Annotated in this window: 20 protein-coding genes; 16 read left to right on the top strand and 4 right to left on the bottom strand. The window is 41.8% G+C overall.

Going from position 1 to position 21229, the window contains the following annotated elements:
- Nucleotides 1–252: 252 nt before the first annotated feature.
- Nucleotides 253–876 (bottom strand): sulfotransferase family protein, encoded by a 624-nt coding sequence (locus tag BFP75_RS15030; protein WP_099546177.1) that lies wholly within the window; start codon nucleotides 874–876, stop codon nucleotides 253–255.
- 193 nt (nucleotides 877–1069) lie between these two features.
- Nucleotides 1070–2380 (bottom strand): branched-chain amino acid transport system II carrier protein, encoded by a 1311-nt coding sequence (brnQ, locus tag BFP75_RS15025; RefSeq protein WP_099546176.1) that lies wholly within the window; start codon nucleotides 2378–2380, stop codon nucleotides 1070–1072.
- Nucleotides 2381–2626: 246 nt separating this feature from the next.
- Here brnQ and BFP75_RS15020 point away from each other — a divergent pair, with 246 nt between their 5' ends.
- Nucleotides 2627–2842, top strand: a complete 216-nt coding sequence (locus tag BFP75_RS15020; RefSeq protein WP_099546175.1) for a hypothetical protein — start codon at nucleotides 2627–2629, stop codon at nucleotides 2840–2842.
- Nucleotides 2843–2992: 150 nt separating this feature from the next.
- On the opposite strand, the gene thiL is transcribed toward BFP75_RS15020, so the two are convergent.
- Nucleotides 2993–4042 (bottom strand): thiamine-phosphate kinase, encoded by a 1050-nt coding sequence (gene thiL / locus BFP75_RS15015; protein WP_099546174.1) that lies wholly within the window; start codon nucleotides 4040–4042, stop codon nucleotides 2993–2995.
- Nucleotides 4043–4103: 61 nt separating this feature from the next.
- Here thiL and BFP75_RS15010 point away from each other — a divergent pair, with 61 nt between their 5' ends.
- The 13 genes from BFP75_RS15010 (at nucleotide 4104) to BFP75_RS14950 (ending at nucleotide 16165) form a co-directional block, all read left to right on the top strand.
- Nucleotides 4104–5348: a choice-of-anchor B family protein gene (locus BFP75_RS15010; protein WP_099546193.1), complete on the top strand. Its 1245-nt coding sequence runs from the start codon at nucleotides 4104–4106 to the stop codon at nucleotides 5346–5348.
- A gap of 3 nt (nucleotides 5349–5351) precedes the next feature.
- Nucleotides 5352–6695, top strand: a complete 1344-nt coding sequence (locus BFP75_RS15005; RefSeq protein WP_099546173.1) for a hypothetical protein — start codon at nucleotides 5352–5354, stop codon at nucleotides 6693–6695.
- 125 nt (nucleotides 6696–6820) lie between these two features.
- The gene (locus BFP75_RS15000; RefSeq protein WP_099546172.1) at nucleotides 6821–7150 is read left to right on the top strand and encodes a HesB/IscA family protein; all 330 of its coding nucleotides are present in this window, start codon (nucleotides 6821–6823) and stop codon (nucleotides 7148–7150) included.
- Between the two features lie 39 nt (nucleotides 7151–7189).
- A complete protein-coding gene (gene sufB, locus BFP75_RS14995; protein WP_099546171.1) occupies nucleotides 7190–8635 on the top strand; it encodes a Fe-S cluster assembly protein SufB in 1446 nt (481 codons plus the stop codon).
- 70 nt (nucleotides 8636–8705) lie between these two features.
- Nucleotides 8706–9572, top strand: a complete 867-nt coding sequence (locus BFP75_RS14990; protein WP_099546170.1) for an N-acyl homoserine lactonase family protein — start codon at nucleotides 8706–8708, stop codon at nucleotides 9570–9572.
- A gap of 6 nt (nucleotides 9573–9578) precedes the next feature.
- Complete coding sequence (gene sufC, locus BFP75_RS14985; RefSeq protein WP_099546169.1) at nucleotides 9579–10331, top strand: Fe-S cluster assembly ATPase SufC; 753 nt, start codon at nucleotides 9579–9581, stop codon at nucleotides 10329–10331.
- A 79-nt stretch (nucleotides 10332–10410) separates the two neighbouring features.
- A complete protein-coding gene (sufD, locus tag BFP75_RS14980; RefSeq protein ID WP_099546168.1) occupies nucleotides 10411–11727 on the top strand; it encodes a Fe-S cluster assembly protein SufD in 1317 nt (438 codons plus the stop codon).
- Between the two features lie 6 nt (nucleotides 11728–11733).
- Nucleotides 11734–12390: a porin family protein gene (locus tag BFP75_RS14975; protein ID WP_099546167.1), complete on the top strand. Its 657-nt coding sequence runs from the start codon at nucleotides 11734–11736 to the stop codon at nucleotides 12388–12390.
- Nucleotides 12391–12602: 212 nt separating this feature from the next.
- Entirely contained in the window at nucleotides 12603–13817 is a 1215-nt protein-coding gene (locus BFP75_RS14970; RefSeq protein WP_099546166.1) for an aminotransferase class V-fold PLP-dependent enzyme, read from the top strand.
- A gap of 73 nt (nucleotides 13818–13890) precedes the next feature.
- Nucleotides 13891–14313: a SufE family protein gene (locus BFP75_RS14965; RefSeq protein WP_099546192.1), complete on the top strand. Its 423-nt coding sequence runs from the start codon at nucleotides 13891–13893 to the stop codon at nucleotides 14311–14313.
- Nucleotides 14314–14318: 5 nt separating this feature from the next.
- The gene (locus tag BFP75_RS14960; RefSeq protein ID WP_099546165.1) at nucleotides 14319–14651 is read left to right on the top strand and encodes an SUF system Fe-S cluster assembly protein; all 333 of its coding nucleotides are present in this window, start codon (nucleotides 14319–14321) and stop codon (nucleotides 14649–14651) included.
- 6 nt (nucleotides 14652–14657) lie between these two features.
- On the top strand, nucleotides 14658–15164 hold the full coding sequence (locus BFP75_RS14955; protein WP_099546164.1) for a DUF2480 family protein: 507 nt from the start codon (nucleotides 14658–14660) through the stop codon (nucleotides 15162–15164).
- A gap of 71 nt (nucleotides 15165–15235) precedes the next feature.
- Complete coding sequence (locus BFP75_RS14950; RefSeq protein ID WP_099546163.1) at nucleotides 15236–16165, top strand: DUF3078 domain-containing protein; 930 nt, start codon at nucleotides 15236–15238, stop codon at nucleotides 16163–16165.
- Between the two features lie 268 nt (nucleotides 16166–16433).
- Here BFP75_RS14950 and hflX read toward each other — a convergent pair whose 3' ends face one another.
- Nucleotides 16434–17648: a GTPase HflX gene (hflX, locus tag BFP75_RS14945; RefSeq protein ID WP_099546162.1), complete on the bottom strand. Its 1215-nt coding sequence runs from the start codon at nucleotides 17646–17648 to the stop codon at nucleotides 16434–16436.
- Nucleotides 17649–17722: 74 nt separating this feature from the next.
- On the opposite strand from hflX, the gene BFP75_RS14940 reads away from it, so the two are divergent.
- The gene (locus BFP75_RS14940) at nucleotides 17723–18715 is read left to right on the top strand and encodes an endonuclease/exonuclease/phosphatase family protein (RefSeq protein ID WP_099546161.1); all 993 of its coding nucleotides are present in this window, start codon (nucleotides 17723–17725) and stop codon (nucleotides 18713–18715) included.
- Between the two features lie 145 nt (nucleotides 18716–18860).
- The gene (locus BFP75_RS14935) at nucleotides 18861–21071 is read left to right on the top strand and encodes a S8 family serine peptidase (protein ID WP_099546160.1); all 2211 of its coding nucleotides are present in this window, start codon (nucleotides 18861–18863) and stop codon (nucleotides 21069–21071) included.
- The last annotated feature ends 158 nt before the right edge of the window (nucleotides 21072–21229 follow it).

The following is a 21229-nucleotide window of genomic DNA, read 5'->3' as shown; positions in this document are numbered from 1 at the left end:
GGTAATGACACCAGCTTTGGCAAGATGGGCCAAAAGTGCCCTTGAACCGTTGTTCGGTGCTTTTGTAAGGCATCCAAGATTAGCGCTGCCAATCTAAGGCGGACCAAAAAAAGCCCCGTAAAGAGGCTTGTACGGATCCATTTTTTCACGGATTAATATCTTGTGCAACGGTTACCGTTGTTGGCAATTGGCTATTTCTTATAAACAGCAATTCTAAATTATTGCCATAAATCAAAATATTAGCAATTCTTTTTAGTTTCCAGCATTTACCAATTCCCAAAATTCCTCGCGATTATTCGTGTTAGGAAATGACTCATTGGGCACTGGTGAATTCAGGAATTCACAAAGTGGTTCCCAACCGTCTTTCACTTGATATATAAGTAACTGTTCTTCTGGAATAATCTCTCTTACTGCTTTATTATGAGCTATAAACCCATTGATTAATCCATTCCGATCCATTCCTAGTGGAAACCCACTTTTAGTTATGACTTCAATGCACATATCGAGCCAATTGTGCATTTTTTCAGGAGCTTTATCTTTTCCTTCAACTAATTTATAAATTGTTGAACCAAAACTATCAGCCCAATTTTCAGGGTTTCGTTCAGTCAATATAAATTTGGCGGTTGGGTATTCCTTGATTAATTCACGAAAAAATCCAGCCGTAGGCCAATCTACTGAGCTATTAAAACCATCGTAAATGGCGTTCCAATTCGAATTTCCTTTTACGGCCTCTGACCAAAGTGGAACTTGTACATCCATGTTTTTTAAAACCTCTTCCATATGAAAACATGGACCATGTCCAAGTTGATTAATTGCTAATTTAAGTGAGTAAGTACCAGTACGTCCGAGTCCAACTCCAATAATATTAATTGCCATAAATTTCCTTTTTTTAATTGTAGTAAAACGATTTAATTTAATAGAGAGAATCAAAATGTTACCAATTAAGTAATGATTAACCCTAATAACGACTTTTACCTAAATGTACAACATTTTAATCATAGCTTGTTGCCAACAATTGTATATAAATCATTAATGACCTATACTTCTTTTATATGCGGAACTAAGATACTTATTTCGTCTTATTTCTTTTTTGAACCTTAAAATAAAGAATACCACTCCCTACAATAAAAGCCACCAAAGCCGGCAACACCCATCCCAAACTATATTGTTGTAGAGGTATCCATTTGAGTATTCCCCCATTGGGGGCTAGGGGGCTTCCAATAGTTCCCAGAAAATCCGGGACACTAAAAACGATGGTCGTCCAAACGACCGCTTTAAAAACTGTTGGGGAAGCGTATTTTTCCGGGACTATGTTCAGCAATATTAAAACAATCGTAATGGGGTAAATGATCATCAAAGCCGGTAAGGCTACGGCAATAATGTAGTCTACATTAAACTGCCCCATGATAACCCCTAGAACACAGCCCAGGATGGCCGTAATGGTATACCCTTTTTGGGAATCTCGAAAACGTGATCGTATAAAATCGGAGGTTCCCGTAATAATGCCCACGGCCGTAGTAAAACAGGCCAGTGACACCAAAATACTCAGTAACAGATTACCGTAATGGCCCAAGGCTTCGGTAGCCAATCCGGAGAGGAGTTCCGTTCTGGAAATATCCAAGTCAAAAAGGGAATGGGACAAGGCCCCGGAAAGGATGAGCCCCATATAAATCAGGAAAAGGGCCAACCCGGCAAGCCATCCCGCTTGGCGGATCAGGATTTTTTTTTCAGCATAACTTTTTGTCTTGTGCCTAATGTTTATGGAGACTATAATGACGCCACCCACAACAACGGCCCCAATGGCATCAAAGGTTTGATAGCCCTCTAAAATACCGGTTGTAAGGACATTTTCCATAGTGCTTTGGGCAAAATCATAATCCAGCGAAAAGGTAATGACTCCTATAATGCCTATTAAAATGAGAAATATGGCCGGGGTCAACAGTTTACCAATGAGGTCCAGAATTTTAGATCGGTTCATGACAAAAACGAACACTAAGGCAAAATAGAGCATGCTGGTGAGCCAGGGCGAACTGTCAATAAAAGGGGCAACGGCCATTTCATGGGTTACCGAAGCCGTTCTGGGTGCGGGTAGGCCTATGGCAATAGCATATACAAGTAACGAGTAGATCAGGGAAAAAGTGGGCGAAACTTTTTTCCCAAAATCAAAGATGGTTCCCTGCAATTTGGCATGGGCCAATATGCCGAGAATAGGAATCAGGACGGCAGAGGTACAAAACCCCAAGGTAACCAGCCACCAAAGTTCACCCGATTTTAAACCGAGTTGGGGAGGCAAGATTAAGTTACCGGCACCAAAAAACAGGGAGAATAACGCGAAGGCCGTTACCCATATTTCCTTAGTCTTGAAAGCACTTGAAATCATAATGGGAAGATAGAAGAAAAAGATGGAATACCTATTTCAAAAAATCAAGACCCATAAAAAATTAGCGTTGACCACAAGTTTTATCCACATCACAACAAATTATGGTTCAGGTGCTTAAAAAGATATACTTTAACAAATATTATTGAAAACACTTCGTTCTCATAATTGTAATATAGAAACCAATAACAAATCTACATTTTACCGATTCCCAAATCGAACCAAATGTGAACCTAAAAATCCTAAGGCATGAAAAAACTTTTCTGCACCATCTTTGGACATCATTATGCCGTTTCCAAAAAAGTGACGTCCCACATCAAGGAATATAAATGCATCCATTGCAAAAAAGAGGTTACCACAGACGTAAGTGGCAACCTATCCATATTGACACCGGAACTGCAGGACATCAATAGAACATTGGAACGTATTTACCAGTACAGACACAGCGAGCATCAAGTAGCATAACGCACTTTTTTAAAGGATACCGGGTTTCCGTCATTACCTAACGCGAAACCTATCATCGAATTCCTGGAAATTAAGTAAGCATCTGTATTCTTATCTGTCGTATGCCCCACAACGGTTAAGGAAAGAATCGCGCTTTTTTCCAGGATTTTTTTATTCCGACTGAAACGAATTCCATCCCTGGGCCTTTAAGGGAATCAAAGTTTCCGCCCTAGTTACCAGATTTGCGCCACCGGATTTATCGGTCATATGCCCAATCACCGTTAGGTTGGGATTTCCCTTGATTTTTGGAAAATCGGCCTGATCTATCGTAAACAACAATTCGTAGTCCTCACCCCCGCTAAGGGCGATCATGGTGCCGTCCATTTTAAATTCCTCACAGGTAGAAATAACCGTTGGATCTAACGGAATTTTATTTTCGTACAGTGCACAGCCCACTTCACTGTTTTTGCATAAATGCAATATTTCGGAAGAGAGTCCGTCACTGACATCGATCATGGAGGTAGGAGTGACTTTCAGTTTTTCAAGCAGTTCCACAATGTCCTTGCGCGCTTCGGGTTTTAATTGTCGCTCCACGATGTAGGAATACGGTTCCAAATCGGGTTGATTGTTTGGATTTACCTTAAAAACCTCTTTTTCGCGCTCCAGTACTTGCAGTCCCATATAGGCTCCGCCCAAATCGCCTGAAACCACCAATAGATCATTTTCTTTGGCACCTGAACGATAGGTGATTTTGTCTTCTTCGGCCTCGCCAAGGGCGGTGACACTGATCAGCATACCCGTTTTAGAAGAAGTGGTATCGCCCCCGATCATGTCCACATTATAGGTTTTGCAAGCGAGATGAATTCCTGCGTACAATTCTTCCAAGGCTTCCAGAGGAAAACGGTTGGAAACAGCAAGGGACACGGTAATTTGGGTGGCCTTTGCGTTCATGGCATAGATATCGGAGAGGTTTACCATCACGGCTTTGTATCCCAAATGCTTTAACGGCATGTAGCTTAGGTCAAAATGGACTCCTTCTACCAGCAAATCGGTAGAAAGTACCGTTTTTTTATTTTGAAAGTCGAGCACCGCAGCATCATCGCCTACGCCTTTTAGGGTAGATGGGTGATTTAGGGTAAAATGTTGGGTCAGATGGTCAATAAGCCCAAACTCGCCCAATTTCTCCAAGGAGGTCCTTTCTTTATTCTTGTCTTCTAGCATGTTGCAAAAGTAAACAGGATATTTTATATCGTATCTTTACTATTATTATAAATTTATCATGATGGGATTACGGGCCGTTCTATTGTTTTTGATCGTTTTTGCTTCCTGTTCCAAGGATAATGTGAACAATGATATTGATATTCCTAATGAATCGGAAAACCCGGGAGTGCCGGGAGAAACAACCTCCTTTGTTCCCTGTGAAAATGGGTTTGCCGGAGACTATCCCTGCAACGGGTACGATTTATTGGGACATATTCCTATGACAGCGCTGAGCGCACAATCGGGGAACGATATCTGGGGATGGACGGATGCCTCAACGGGAAAGGAATATGCCCTAATGGGTCTGGATAATGGAACGGCATTTATTGATATTTCCGATACTGAGTACTTGATGTATCTAGGAAAACTGCCAACCACTACAACGGCGAGTTCCTGGCGGGATATAAAGGTTTATGGGGACTATGCGTACATAGTTTCGGAGGCCAATGCTCATGGGGTGCAAGTGTTCGACCTTACAAAATTGCGCGATGCTGTGGGCAATTCAAACGAATTTGAGGAAGACGGAAGGTTTACGGGTATTGGGAATGCCCACAATATCGTTATCAATACGGCTACGGGGTTTGCTTATCCGGTAGGGACCAATCGGGATGATATTTACAATGGAGGCGTCCATTTTCTGGATCTTTCAAATCCCACAATGCCAGTGGCCGCTGGCGGTTGGGGCATAAACGGCTATACCCATGATGCCCAGGTAGTGACCTATACCGGACCAGATACGGATTATACGGATCGGGAAATTTTTGTTGGGGCCAACGAGACCCAAGTCGTTGTGGTAGATATTACCAATAAGGAAAATCCTGTTGCGATTGCGACGCTTCCGTATCCCAATATTGGCTATACCCATCAAGGCTGGTTTACGGAAGACCAGCGTTATTTTATCCTGGGCGATGAGTTGGATGAGATAAACTCCGGCTTTAGGTCTAGGACCTTGATTTTTGATATGACGGATTTGGACAATCCCTTGTTACATGATACGTATCTGGGACCAACGAGTGCCATTGACCACAATGGCTACGTTTTGGGGAACGATTTCTATTTGGCTAATTATACGGCAGGAGTACGGGTATTGGATATTTCAGATATTGAAGGCAAAAATATCTCCGAAACAGGTTTTTTTGATACGTTTCCACAAAATGATAATACCGAATTTGATGGAGTTTGGAGTGTTTATCCCTTTTTTGAAAGTGGGAAAATTGTGGTCAGCGATATAAGCAACGGGTTTTTCGTGATTAAGAAATCGGAATAGGAAATGTACAGGTTTCATTTCATTTGGGTACTTATCTTCTTTTGGTCCTGTTCCAAGGATGCCGATGATGAAAACCTTGAAATCAACGGAAATAGGTTTTTGAGCGAAGTGGAATGGATCAAGACCTTTGGGGGATCGGGCGAGGATATTGGTCAGGCCATTATCCAGACTTCGGATGGAGGCTATGCCATTTTGGGATTTTCGAACAGTATTGACGGTGATTTACAGGGAAAATTGCTTGAGGTCAATGATTATTGGCTGTTGAAACTGGATGCCGATGGCAATGTACAGTGGAGCAAAACCTATGGTGGCTCCAAGGACGATCGGGGGCAGAGTTTGGTCCAGACCATGGACGGTGGTTATGCGCTCACAGGATACGCAATGAGTGATGATGGTGATGCAAGCGTAAATCAGGGATTTCATGATAACTGGTTGTTGAAGCTCAATGCTTCAGGGGAGATTGAATGGGAAAAAAGTTATGGTTTTTCCGGTCACGATCATTCCTACGATTTATTACAGACTGAGGACGGGGGCTTCTTCTTTACAGGCTTTTTGGATATTACTTCTGCCCTGGCCGATGGATATACGGAAAAAGGCAACACGCTCGCCCGACATGGAGTGGGGGAATTCTGGGGCACCAAAATCGACCCGTTAGGGGATGTGGAATGGCGGGGATACTTTGGGGGCACCAACAACGATAGGTCTCATGCCGTGGTGAGATCGGAGGACGGGGGTTTTGTCATGGCCGGATTCTCGGAAAGTGATGATTTTGATATCAGCAATCCCGGAGGTAGTTATGATTTTTGGCTCGTGAAAGTCGATAACACGGGAACGATGGCGTGGGAACGTTCTTTTGGTGGCACGGGTATAGAGATTTCCTATGATATAGACAACACCTTGGACGGCGGTTATGTAGTTGTGGGCAACACCTTTAGTACCGATGGGGATGTTACCGAAAGTAAGGGGGAATCCGACTTCTGGCTGTTAAAAGTGGACGGTTTTGGAAATCTTATATGGGAACGCACTTATGGCGGCAGTCAATTTGACGCTGCACAGGCTGTTGTATCGAGCAAGGATGGCGGTTATTATGTTTTGGGTAATTCCAAGAGTTCAGATCAGGATGTATCGTCAAATAACGGCGAAAATGATATTTGGATCTTAAAAACCGATGAAAAAGGCAAGCTACTTTGGCAAAGTTCCTTTGGCGGTTCCCATATAGATTTTGGCTATGATGTGGTAGAATGCGAGGATGGAAGTGTGCTGCTTATCGGTGAGAGTCAAAGTGTTGATTTCCAAGGATTGGAATCAAAAGGAAAATCTGATTTGGTACTCATAAAACTCCGGTAAATTCCCTCTTCTTCAACATAGAGAAGTCCTATAGTTTAATACGTTATAATAATGTTAGGTTCTATTGTTAAAACCTACCAATGAAGTATATTTGTGAACTATTTATAATTAATCCATTTTAAGATATGATACAAGTATCGGAAACGGCAAAAAAGAAGGTGAGAACCCTTATGGAAGAGGAAGGGTTCGATGCTTCCAAGGATTATGTCAGGGTGGGCGTAAAGAGTGGAGGCTGTAGCGGTTTGTCCTATGAACTCAATTTCGATAACAAAATGGACGAAACGGACAAGGTTTTTGAAGATAATGACGTACGAATCATTGTAGACAAAAAGAGTTTTTTATATTTAGTGGGGACCATCTTGGAATACTCCGGAGGTCTTAATGGGAAAGGTTTTGTGTTTAACAACCCAAACGCCCAGCGCACTTGCGGATGCGGGGAGAGTTTTTCATTATAATTGACAATTGTTGAAGGACAATGGTCTAATTGAACATATATGGCATATACTGAAGAGGAATTAAAAAAAGAACTGGAAACCAAGGAATACGAGTATGGTTTCTATACGGACATAGAATCGGATACCCTTCCTATAGGACTTAACGAGGAAGTGATTATTGCGATTTCCAAAAAGAAGGATGAACCGGACTGGATGACCCAATGGCGCTTGGAAGCGTTCAAGGCCTGGAAGGAAATGGAGGAGCCGGAATGGGCAAACGTTAGGTACAAAAAGCCCGATTTTCAGGCTATTTCCTATTATTCGGCACCTAACAAGAAACCAAAGTATGATAGTTTGGATGAAGTAGATCCAGAATTGTTGGATACGTTCAAAAAACTGGGTATCTCCATAGACGAGCAAAAGAAACTGGCAGGGGTTGCCGTGGATATCGTGATGGATTCCGTTTCGGTAGCTACTACGTTTAAAAAGACCTTGGCCGAGAAAGGGATTATTTTTTGTTCTATTTCCGAAGCGATAAAGGAACATCCGGAATTGGTAAAAAAATATATAGGCACCGTGGTTCCCAAAAAGGACAACTTTTATGCGGCCTTGAATTCCGCCGTTTTTTCCGATGGTAGTTTTTGCTATATCCCAAAAGGAGTGCGCTGCCCCATGGAACTATCCACTTATTTCAGGATAAACCAGGCGGGCACCGGACAGTTTGAAAGAACCCTGGTCATAGCGGATGAGGGCAGTTATGTAAGTTATCTGGAAGGGTGTACGGCACCATCTAGGGACGAGAACCAATTGCATGCCGCCGTCGTGGAGCTTATTGCCCTGGACAATGCTGAAATAAAATATTCCACAGTCCAAAACTGGTTTCCCGGAGGCAAGGATGGAAAAGGTGGGGTTTATAATTTTGTAACCAAGCGCGGACTTTGTGAGAAGAATGCCAAAATTTCGTGGACGCAGGTCGAGACAGGTTCCGCCGTAACATGGAAATATCCTTCTTGTATCCTAAAAGGCGACAACTCCATTGGTGAGTTTTATTCCATTGCGGTAACCAATAATTACCAACAGGCGGATACGGGGACCAAAATGATCCACTTGGGTAAGAACACCAAGAGTACCATTATTTCAAAAGGGATATCCGCAGGTAAATCACAGAATAGTTACCGCGGTCTGGTACAGATCAATAGTCGTGCGGACAATGCACGTAACTTTTCACAATGCGATTCCTTGTTGATGGGCAACGAATGCGGGGCGCATACATTTCCGTACATAGAAGCAAAAAATAAAACGGCCCAAATAGAACATGAGGCTACTACCAGTAAAATTGGGGAAGACCAAATTTTCTATTGCAACCAACGTGGTATCGATACGGAAAAGGCCATTGCCTTGATCGTAAATGGGTTTAGTAAGGAAGTATTGAACAAGCTCCCCATGGAATTTGCCGTTGAGGCCCAAAAATTATTGGAAATCAGTTTAGAAGGTTCCGTAGGATAAATGGTTATGGGATGTCCCCTCAAGCGCAGTCAATAGGTGATTCCTTATTACTAAGTTATAGTATAAATTTATGAAAAGATTTTTCTTTTTTATCGCAGTTTTAATTGGATTCCTATCCTGTAAGGAAGTCAAGAAGGAGGAGAAAACTGAGGTTGCCGAAGCACCGGCCCCAGAAATCAAACTTTATACCTTTGATGGAGGTACGGTGATGGTCAATAACTTGGAGTTATTTTCCCAGGATACTACCTATCAAGGTCAGACAAAGGAGTTTGCCGATCCTTTTTACGTAGTTGTTCATCCCAAAGGTACTTTAATGTGGGATGCCGGCTTGCCCCAAATGTTGGTTGGCCAACCGGAATATACAGATCAATCGGGGGCTTTTACGGTATCGAGGAAGGATTCGGTTGTAAATCAATTGAAAAAAATAGGAATGACTCCTGACGATATTGATTTTATGGCACTTTCACACACCCATTTTGATCATAGCGGCCATGCAAACACCATGAAAAATGCCACTTGGTTGGTTCAAGGTCCGGAATACGATTTTATTACGAGCGAGGAAGTTAAAAATAGTGGAGAGGGAATTTATGAGGCGATACAGGAATTGGACAAAATTCAAAAAATAGAAGGAGATTATGATGTGTTTGGCGATGGAACGGTGATTATGAAATCCATGCCAGGACACACGCCTGGGCATCAAGTTCTGTTTTTGAATTTACTCGAAAACGGACCTACGCTGTTAACAGGGGATTTGTATCACCTTTACGAAAATAGGGAGTATAAAAGAGTGCCCAGCTTTAATTACGATGTAGAAGAAACACTGGCCAGTATGGAAGCTTTTGAAACTTTTGCAAAGGAAAAGGGCGCTAGGGTGTATGTACAACATCAAAAAGAAGATTTTAATAAAATGCCAAAGGCACCGGAATATTTAAAGTAATAGATTATGTTAAAAATTATAAACCTGCATGCGCGGGTAGAGGATAAGGAAATATTAAAAGGAATAAACCTTGAGGTAAAAGCAGGAGAGGTACATGCCATTATGGGGCCTAATGGTTCTGGCAAAAGTACCTTGGCCGAAGTCATAGCCGGTAAGGAAGAGTTTGAGGTTACGGAAGGTTCCGTAGAGTTGGAAGGTGAAGATTTAGAGGAGGTTGCTCCAGAAGAAAGGGCGCATAAAGGTATTTTCCTTTCCTTTCAATACCCCGTGGAAATCCCAGGAGTATCGGTTACCAATTTTATGAAAACGGCTATCAATGAATCCAGAAAGGCCAAGGGATTGGAGGACATGCCGGCCAACGAAATGCTAAAATTGATCCGTGAGAAATCGGAATTGTTGGAAATAGACCGCAAATTTCTATCGAGGTCTTTGAACGAAGGTTTTTCGGGAGGTGAAAAGAAGCGTAACGAAATTTTTCAAATGGCTATGTTGGAGCCTAAAGTAGCTATTCTGGATGAAACGGATTCCGGTCTGGATATTGATGCCTTGCGTATCGTTGCCAATGGGGTCAATAAGTTAAAGAGCAAGGACAATGCGGTACTGGTAATAACCCATTATCAGCGATTATTGGATTATATCGTTCCCGATTACGTACACGTATTGCACGATGGTAAAATTGTGAAGTCGGGCGGTAAGGAATTGGCCTTGGAGTTGGAGGAAAAAGGATACGACTGGTTAAAGCAGGAGGCGTCCGTTTAAGGAAAAAGTCCAAGGTAGAAGGTATGAGTGGAGTGCTTAGGGCACTAACTACCAACAACTAATTACTTATTACTAAAATATGGATTTAAAAGATAAATTGATTTCTTCCTTTATGGCATTCGAGAACAACGTGGATGTAGATCATCCCGTTCATGATGTGCGTATGGAAGCGATAAAAAACTTTGAGGAAAAGGGCTTTCCCACGAAAAAGGAAGAAGCATGGAAATACACATCGTTGAACAGCCTTCAGAAGGTAGATTTCAGCATTTTTCCAAAGGAAGAAAACGCCTTGGAGTACAAGGATGTGAAAAAGTATTTCTTGCACGAGATAGACACCTATAAAATCGTATTTATAGATGGTATCTATAGTTCCTATCTTTCCGAAACTACCCATGATGGTGTGGATATCTGTTTGATGAGTGCAGCTTTGAGCAAACCCATGTACCAACAAGTAATCGATGTCTATTTCAACAAGGTAGCCTCTAAGGATGAATCCTTAACCACATTGAATACGGCATTTAGCAGGGAAGGCGCTTACATTTATATCCCAAAAAACAAAATGCCAAGAAAACCTATCGAGATCTTGCATTTTGCTACGGGTAATGAGGCGTCCTTGATGTTGCAGCCAAGAAATTTGGTCGTTGTGGAGGAAAATGCTGAGGTCCAGATTATTGAAAGGCACCAAAGCTTAACGGGCAATGAGGTATTGACAAATTCCGTAACGGAGATTTTTGCAGCGGAAAATGGGATTGTTGATTATTATAAGATTCAGAACGATGCCCCCACAGCATCTTTGATAGACAATACGTACATCAACCAAAAAAATAAAAGTGTTGTTCGAGTGCATACCTTCTCCTTTGGAGGGAAATTGACACGAAATAACCTTAATTTCTATCAGAACGGGGAATATATAGATTCCACGATGAAAGGGGTTACAATACTTGGGGATAAGCAGCTTGTTGACCACCATACTTTGGTACATCATATAGAACCCAATTGCGAAAGCCACCAAGATTATAAAGGAATTTATGGTGAAAATTCTACCGGGGTATTCAATGGTAAAATCATTGTGGACAAGATTGCACAGAAGACCAATGCCTTTCAGCAAAACAATAATATTTTGGTCAGTGATAAGGCCACTATAAACACGAAGCCGCAATTGGAAATTTTTGCCGATGACGTAAAATGTTCCCACGGTTGTACCATTGGGCAATTGGATGAAGAGGCCCTATTTTATTTACAAACCAGGGGAATTCCAAAAAAGGAGGCGAGAGCGCTGCTTATGTATGCTTTTGCCAACAATGTACTGGCAACGGTTCGCATTCCAGAATTAAAGACTAGGATAAATAAGCTTATCGCCAATAAACTTGGGGTAAACCTTGGCTTTGATCTATAGACATTCATGAAGAAATTTAACCTATATAAAAGAGTCATTTTTACAATGGCTCTTTTTTTGTTTTTACTCCAAGGGGGTAGGTCACAAGAAGCACATTTTGGGGTTAAAGGGGGCCTCAATTATTCTTCCATCGTGGGCGACCTTACGGATGGGTTAAAATTTAGATTTTCCGGGCATGGAGGCATATTTATGGAAATCGATTTCTCTGAGAAATTTAAGCTGCAGCCAGAGCTGTTATATTCTTCCCAAGGGTTTCAATACAGTACGGATTTAGCCGCCATTCAAACCAATGGTTCTGTTGGGGAAGAAAACGATTTCAGGACCAACGTTCAGTTAAATTATCTTACGATTCCTGTTTTGGGAAAGTTTGCACTTAATGACCGTATAGACGTTGAATTTGGTCCACAGTTTGGGTTTTTGCTCAATCAGGTAATAAAAAATAAAGACTTGAATCAGGATTCCAATTTGGAAAGAAGGTCTTCCATTTCCGGGGATTTTCAATTGGATTATGGTGCGGCCGTAGGGCTTGGCCTTCAATTGAACGATAATTTCTCCTTGTCCCCAAAATTTTACATTGGGCTTCGAAATAGGCTAAATGCACTTCAAGGAGCACAGAACTATAACGCTGCCATACAATTATCTTTGAATTATTTGTTTAGGTGATTAGCTCTAAAAAATTAGAGTTTTTCTAGTGAAATAAGGTTAATGTGAAATAGCCTTTAGTCAAAATGTAAGGTTTTATCCGCATGATTGCAAAGGGCATATACATATTTATAAGTCCGTATGGGTTTTAGCTTTTTATTAATAAACTTTCAAATCTTCAAATACCTTATATGTCTTGGCTATCGGGTATCTTTGTATATCATTACATCGATATGCTGGATATTAATAAAATACGCAAAGATTTTCCAATACTTAAAAGAAAGGTCAATGGCCAACCGCTTGTATATTTGGACAATGCCGCAACATCACAAACACCAAAACAGGTCATTGATGTCATTGTAGATTATTACGAAAACTACAATGCCAATATCCACCGTGGTGTTCATGCACTTTCACAAGAGGCAACGGATAAGTATGAGCAGGCCAGGATAAAAATCCAGAAGCACTTTAATGCGGCCAAAACCCATGAAATCATATTTACTTCCGGTACAACACATAGTATCAATCTAGTGGCCAACGGGTTTTCTTCAATTCTTGAAAAGGGAGATGAGGTTTTGGTTTCTGCGATGGAGCACCATTCCAACATTGTACCTTGGCAAATGTTATGCAAGCGTACAGGTGCTGTTTTAAAGGTAATCCCCATGAACCAAGAAGGGGAATTGTTGATGGATGTGTATGATGAATTACTGACCAAAAAAACGAAACTGGTATTCTGTAATCATATCTCCAACGCCTTGGGAACAATTAATCCTATTGAGGAAATAATAGAAAAGGCACATAGTATAGGCGCTGCTGTTTTAATAGATGGTGCACAGGCGGCTCCACATATTGTAGCGGATGTACAGACTTTGGATGTCGATTTCTACACCTGTTCCGCACATAAAGTGTGTGGTCCCACGGGAGTAGGAATGCTTTATGGCAAAGAGGAATGGTTAAAAAAATTACCACCGTACCAAGGAGGAGGTGAGATGATTGCCGAAGTTACCTTTGAAAAAACCACCTATGCAGACCTGCCCCATAAGTTTGAGGCCGGAACCCCAAATATTTGTGGAGGCATCTCATTTGGTGCGGCGTTGGATTACATGAACAGCATTGGTTTTGAAGAAATTGCCAAATACGAGCACGAATTGCTGTTATACGCCACCCAAGAATTGTTAAAGATAGACGGACTTAAAATTTATGGTACGGCTAAAAATAAAACTTCGGTCATTTCCTTTAATATCGATGGTATTCATCCGTACGATATCGGAACGATTTTGGATAAATTGGGTATTGCCGTAAGAACGGGGCATCACTGCGCCCAACCCATCATGGACTTTTATAAAATCCCGGGTACGGTAAGGGCCAGCTTTAGTTTTTATAACACTAAAGAAGAAGTGGACGTTTTGGTTCAAGGGGTGCGACGAGCTCGAAACATGCTGTTGTAAGGCAATTTGTTAGAGTAAGACTAAACTTTTGATTCCCAAGAATTCCTATTGTACTTTTGTAGAAAAGCGATACATGCAAATAAAAGAAATACAGGAAGAAATTATAGACGAGTTCTCCATGTTCGATGATTGGATGCAGCGCTATGAATATATGATAGAGCTAGGGAAATCATTGCCTTTAATTGAGGACACCTATAAAACCGATGATAATATCATTAAGGGATGCCAGAGTAAGGTATGGGTACATGCAGAACTAAAGGATGATAAGTTGGTGTTTACCGCAGATAGTGATGCCATTATAACCAAAGGTATTATAGCCATATTGATACGTGCCTTTAGCAACCAAAAGCCGAAGGATATTATTGAGGCCGATACTGATTTTATAGATAAAATAGGACTTAAGGAACATTTGTCGCCCACAAGGGCGAACGGACTGGTGAGTATGATCAAACAGCTGAAACTTTATGCTGTGGCTTATCAAACCCAAATAAAATAAAAGACATGAAAGAAGAAGTAGTAGGAACGGATACCTCCGATTTGGGGGAGAAAATCGTAAAGGTGCTTAAAACCATTTACGATCCCGAGATTCCCGTGGATATTTATGAACTGGGACTCATTTATGATGTATTGGTCAATGAGGACAACGAGGTGAAAATTTTGATGACCTTAACGTCTCCCAATTGTCCGGTTGCGGAAACCCTTCCGGTAGAGGTTGAGGAAAAGGTAAAATCCTTAAATGCCATTAAGGATGCGGAAGTGGAGATTACTTTTGATCCACCTTGGACGCAGGATTTGATGAGTGAAGAGGCCAAATTGGAACTGGGACTTTTATAAGTACTGATGGCAGAGGAAATTGTAAATAGGGTCGCCCAAAGCAAACTGGTTACTTTCAACCTGGAGGATCATTATCCTACAGGTTCACGAAAGCTTTTGGATATAAAGGATTGGTTGTACCAGGGACTCATCTTAAGGGAAAAGGAGTTTAGGGAAGCTCTGCTAGAATATGATTGGAGCCAATATCAGGATAGTTTTGTGGCCCTTACGTGTTCAAGCGATGCCATTGTACCAGGATGGGCCTACATGTTGGTAGCCACTAAATTACGCCCTTATGCCAAACGTGTTGTACAGGGCTCCCTTGAAGATTTGGAAACAGCTCTGTATTACGGTGTTCTGGAAAAATTGGATTATTCAGACTATCAGGATAAACCTGTAATAGTTAAGGGTTGCAGTAACAGACCGGTGCCCCCCAACGCCTACATCTTTTTGGTCCAAAAATTACAGGAAGTTGCAAAGTCCGTCATGTACGGGGAAGCCTGTTCTTCCGTACCTCTTTTCAAACGCAAATAATCAATATATTTTTACTGTCGAAAAAGTGACTATTCGTACATTTGGTGTCTAATTGAAATAAACACTAAATCATGAAAAACAATTTCTTAGTTACTTTTCTTCTATTGGCTTGTGCTTTTGGTTTTGCACAAACTGAGGATGAATTAAAAGCGGAGATGGGTCCCAAAAAGGATTCCATTGCGGCCATTCAGGCAAGGGTGGACGCCATTCAGGCACAAATTGACGCGCTTCCAGGCTGGAAAAAGGGTGCTTTTGGAACCATTGGTGCGAACCTCACCAATTTTAATAATTGGTATGCCCAAGGTTCTCCAAACAACTCATCAGGAAATATTGGTGTGACCGTAAACGGATTCGCCAACTTAAACCAGGAAAAATTCTTTTGGAGAAACGGAATGAACGTAAATCTTGCCTGGGTGAAATTCGATGACAAGGATGACCCTAACGATAATGATAGCTTCAGGCAGGCATCGGACGTATTTACAATCTCCTCATTATATGGCCAAAAACTAAGCGAAAAGTTTGCTATTTCCGGTTTAGGGGAGTACAGGACTACCATTCTTAGCAATTTCAATGATCCTGGATATCTAGACTTAGGTGTGGGTGCTACTTGGACCCCAATTACGGATATGGTAATCGTTATCCATCCGCTGAACTACAACTTTGTATTCAGCAGTGATGATACCATTTTTGAATCTTCCTTGGGAGCCAAGATTGTGGCCGACTATACCAGACAAATCGGTAAGGTCAATTTTAAGACCAACCTATCCATGTTCCAGAGCTACAAAAGTGGAGACCTTTCCAATTATACGTGGATCAACTCTTTTGGATATACCTTATGGAACGGAATTGGACTTGGTTTTGAGTTTGGCCTAAGGAACAACAAACAAGAAGCCTTGAACTATGCCTTGAACGGTCCCACGCCAAATCCAGCGGCGACGTTTGAAAATATAGAAAACGACCTTCAGACCTATGTATTGTTCGGACTAAACTATGCGTTTTAAGTCATAAGCTGAATATTAAAATATAAAAAGCCCTCCTTTTTAGGAGGGCTTTTTGGTTAAGTAGGTATCGTAAAATATGGGATTTTTACTTATAGCTTAAGAAGTCAAATATCGATTTGGGGTCAACACTATCACTTAAACACAGGGTAAAGGTACGGCCTACATTCAGCTTATGCAGCATTTATGTTGTGAACCAAACCTAAAATGTGGTGTAAAATATGAGTGGTTTAATTTGATCGATGAACTACACTGGAGCCTTTAAAAATGCCTATTGATATTCGTCCAAATTCTCCGGATATAGGAAATTATTGTAGGGAAAACGCGTCACATGTATGTCCCTGACCTCTTGATACACCCGTTTTCTAAACTCGTCCAGATTTTCCTTGTTCAAGGCAGAAATGAACAAGGCTCTATCGCCCACTTTTTCCATCCAAGTACGTTTCCATTCCTCAATGGTGAAGTGCCTGGAAGTTTTTTCCGTCATAAGATCATCCTCTTCAATGACCTCATTTTTATATTGATCGATTTTGTTAAAGACCATTATGGTCTTTTTGTCGGAACTTTTGATTTCGGAAAGAATCTGATTGACGGAGTCTATGTGTTCTTCGAATTGGGGATGGGAAATGTCCACTATATGCAACAAGAGATCCGCCTCCCTAACTTCGTCCAAGGTACTTTTAAAGCTTTCTACCAATTGGGTGGGTAATTTTCTAATAAATCCAACGGTATCGCTTAAAAGAAAGGGAAGGTTTCCAAGAACCACTTTTCGTACCGTGGTATCCAAGGTTGCAAAAAGCTTGTTCTCCGCAAAGACATCACTTTTGCTAATGACGTTCATTAGGGTAGATTTCCCAACGTTGGTATAACCAACAAGGGCAACCCGTACCAGCGACCCCCGGTTGCCGCGCTGGGTCTCCATTTGCCTATCTATCTTCTCCAGCTTTTTCTTAAGCAGTGTAATTCGGTCACGAACGATACGTCTATCCGTCTCAATTTCCGTTTCACCCGGACCGCGCATCCCAATACCCCCTTTTTGCCGTTCCAAGTGTGTCCATAAACCCGTTAAACGCGGTAACAAATATTCGTACTGTGCCAGCTCCACCTGTGTTCTGGCATAGCTGGTCTGGGCACGTTGGGCAAAGATGTCCAAGATAAGACTGGTACGGTCAATGATCTTACACCGCAACTGTTTTTCTATGTTCCGCTGCTGGGCGGGGCTAAGCTCATCATCGAATATTACGGAACCAATTTCGTTTTCGTCCACAAAACGTTCAACCTCCTCCATTTTACCACTACCAATGAGGGTCTTTGGATTGGGGATGTCTACCCGTTGGATAAAACGTTTTATAACTTCCCCGCCCGCCGTATAGGTAAGGAACTCCAGTTCGTCCAGAAATTCCGCTACTTTCTCTTCGTTTTGTTCCTTATTGATAATTCCAATGAGGACGGCCTTTTCGTATTCTGTGGTCTTCTTTTCTAACATAGAACGGTAAAGTGCAAAATTACATAAAAGAGAGGGAGCTATTTTAGTAAATTTATGGTCCTTAAAAAAAGGACATGCGATTTCCATTTTTCAAAAAGAAGATTTCCGAACATTTATTTACCATCGCTTTCTATAATCTCGAAAATCTTTTTGACCCCAAAAACAATGTCCGTACCCTGGACGAGGATTTTACCCCGGATGGATTTAAAAATTGGACACAAAATAAATACCGTAGAAAACTTTCCGGGTTGGCCAAGACAATATTCAGCATAGGGCAATCGGCCAATCGCTATCCACCTGTAATCATTGGCGTAGCGGAAGTGGAGAATCATTCGGTACTAAGGGATTTGATCGAAACGGAGCCGTTAGAGGACGTGGATTACGATTTTGTGCATTATGAATCTCCCGATGAGCGGGGTATCGATACGGGGCTCATATATCATCGGAAGTATTTTAAAGTACTTATCTCTCAAGCAATACCTCTCATGGTCAACAACCCAGATGGAGTTCGTGATACTACCAGGGATATCCTATATGTATGCGGCCTACTGAATGGTGAAAAAATACACCTGTTCATAAATCACTGGCCCTCGAGAAGGGATGGTGCGGAAATCACTGAATATAAAAGAATGGCCGCCGCCGAAGTTGTAAAAGGAAAAATTGCCGCTATTCAAAGGGATGAGTCCAACCCCAAATGCATTGTAATGGGAGATTTCAATGACGACCCGTCCTCTAAGAGTGTTCAAACACTTTTACAGGATACAGGGTTACACAACCCAATGGAAAGCCTTCATATACCCAAGTCGCGGGGAAGCGCCAGTTACAAAAAAACATGGAGCCTGTTTGATCAGATTATACTATCCCATAGATTCTATAGGTACGAGAAGGGCAGCCATAGTTTTGATACAGCAAATATTTTTGACCAAGATTTTTTAAAGGAAATAAAAGGGAAATACAAGGGAAATCCCTTTAGGACCTTTGTTGGTAAAAAATACTTGGGTGGCTACAGTGATCATTTTCCAGTGTACATCGTTCTAAAGTTCAACAAGCATAAAAAGAAAGAATAATCCTACAAACATCAAAATTTGACACTTTCACAACAGCCATCAAGAATCTAGTGTGTATTTCATCGAATATGTAAGAGCGATTGATTATCGAATTCGGTCCAAACAATAATATTGTAGTCCAAATCTTACATAATCTAATTATGCTATGGACGCTAGAATTCGCTTCTTTTATAATGGTGTAACCATGTCGTTCTTATTCCTTTTGGTCTCAGGCGGCCAGAAGATGGTTGCTCAATCCCAGGAATTAAAGTTATTGATAAAATCGGGGTATGATTTTTCTAAAATAGGTTCCATGCAAGTTGACATGGAATTCGATTATGAGGTGAACAGGGCCAAGACGATGGCTATGGCCAAAGCGAATAATCTAAAAATCAAGGAAGTATTTCCCGATGGTAAAAAGGTCGAATTGCAGGAAATTGGTCAGGATGGTACCCCCATCTATTATGAAACCTATGCCGATAATGCCAGTCAAACTTCCAGGGCCTCTGCCCTGCATAGTAATGGTCTTTTGAACTTGGATTTGGATGGTCTTGGTATGGAAGTGGGTGTCTGGGACGCTGGTGTAGCGATGACCACGCATCAGGAATATGATGTAAGGGCCCATGTGGGTGATGGAGGTACGGAAATCGATGCGCATGCCACCATGGTCACCGGAAGCTTGATTTCTTCCGGGGTGAAAAGAAATGCACAGGGAGTCGCCTACAGGGCCAATGTTCTTTCACACGACTGGACGAGGGATAAGATCGAAGTAGCGGAGGCAGCGGCCAACGGATTGTTACTTTCCAACCATTCCTATGGAATAAAGACGGACCGCGTTCCAGACTGGTATTTTGGATCTTATATAAAAGTGGCCCAGGATTGGGATAATATTATGTACAATGCCCCGTATTATCTTATGGTGACTGCGGCCGGAAATGCAAGGCACAGCGGGGATAACGAGTCTCCGGTTTTTGGAACAAGTGCCGATGGTTTTGATTTACTATTGGGGTTTACGGTGGCCAAAAATGGACTCACAGTGGCAGGTTCCAATTCTCGAATTGATACCAGGGGCAACCTAAAGGAGGCTTCGGTTTCTTCCTATAGTAGTTATGGTCCAGTGGACGATGGTAGGATTAAGCCCGATTTGGCCGGAGATGGATCTTCCATCCTTTCTACCGATGCCAAAAGTGAAACCAGCTATGATATATCCGCCGGAACGTCCATGGCCACGCCCGGTGTCACCGGTGCCTTATTGCTAATACAGCAATACCATGAACAGCTTTATGGATCTTATTTAAAGGCGGCAACCTTAAAGGGTCTTGCACTCCATACTGCGGATGATGTTGATGCTCCCGGACCCGATTATAAAATGGGCTGGGGTGTCATGAATGCAAAAAGGGCCGCTGAGGTCCTGTATCAAAAGGAGTTCAGCACTCAGATTTTGGAGAACAGCCTTGTAGACGGGGAAACCCTTGAATTGACTGTCAAGGCAACCGAAGGCGCGACCTTGATGGCTTCCATTTCATGGACAGACCCTGCATCGGAATATATCAATAGGGGGGATTTGAACAATGGAACCCCGGCACTCGTGAACGATTTGGACATAAGAATAACCCAAGATGGAAAAACCTTTCTTCCGTGGAAGTTGAATCCCAAAAATCCAAATGCTCCAGCTGAACAAGGCGATAATTTAGTTGATCCGTTTGAGAAAATTGAAATACCCAATGCTCAAGGAAATTATACCATTACAGTGGTCCATAAAGGAAGCCTGTTACGGGATGCCCAAGACTATTCACTAATAATTTCGGGAGCCAGCTTTACGGAATGTAGTCCTTTTGCACCAAATGGTTTGGCATTGGATAATCCACTTGATAATGAAATTTTGTTGAAGTGGGATGAAATCGTTGATGGGCTTTATGAAGTACAGTACAGAAAGGAAAGCGAGGATACCTGGATTTCGAATTTTACCACAAGCGGTTCTAAAACCTTATCGGAATTGGTTTTAAATGAGAGTTACGTTGTGCGTGTCAAAACATTCTGCTCCCAAAATATAGCGTCGGAATTTAGTATGGAATACAAGTTTACCTTCGATGGACCCAATACGGTTGTAGGGCTTTTGGACACTTTTCAGACATTAAGTGCGGATCAAGGCATCAGCTTTTCCATATATCCCAATCCTGCGGTGACCCATATAAGTCTGTTGACTGAAGTTGGCGCATCTGCCATGTATCGAATTATCTCGCCTGCCGGAATTGAGTTGAAGGTGGGCACGATAGACAAAAAACCTATTCCGGTAGTGGACCTCGCCACAGGAATGTACATCCTTCAAGTTAAGGATGGCGATACGTATAAAAGCACCAAATTCTTTAAAAATTAAATTGTAGTCCGCCCCGTATTCCCCCGGAACCAATTCATTTTTCCTTTTATCTGGACCCGACTTGCCTTTCGCGCGTCGGGTCTTCTTATTTGGGTATCGGTTCTATAAAAATCATAGACAAAATCGATATTGAAATAAGTCAAAACAAGATAATAGCT

Origin of the sequence: Maribacter sp. 4G9, from assembly GCF_002742265.1 — a bacterium.
Lineage (GTDB): Bacteria > Bacteroidota > Bacteroidia > Flavobacteriales > Flavobacteriaceae > Maribacter.
This window is presented reverse-complemented; position numbering and strand designations above follow the sequence as displayed.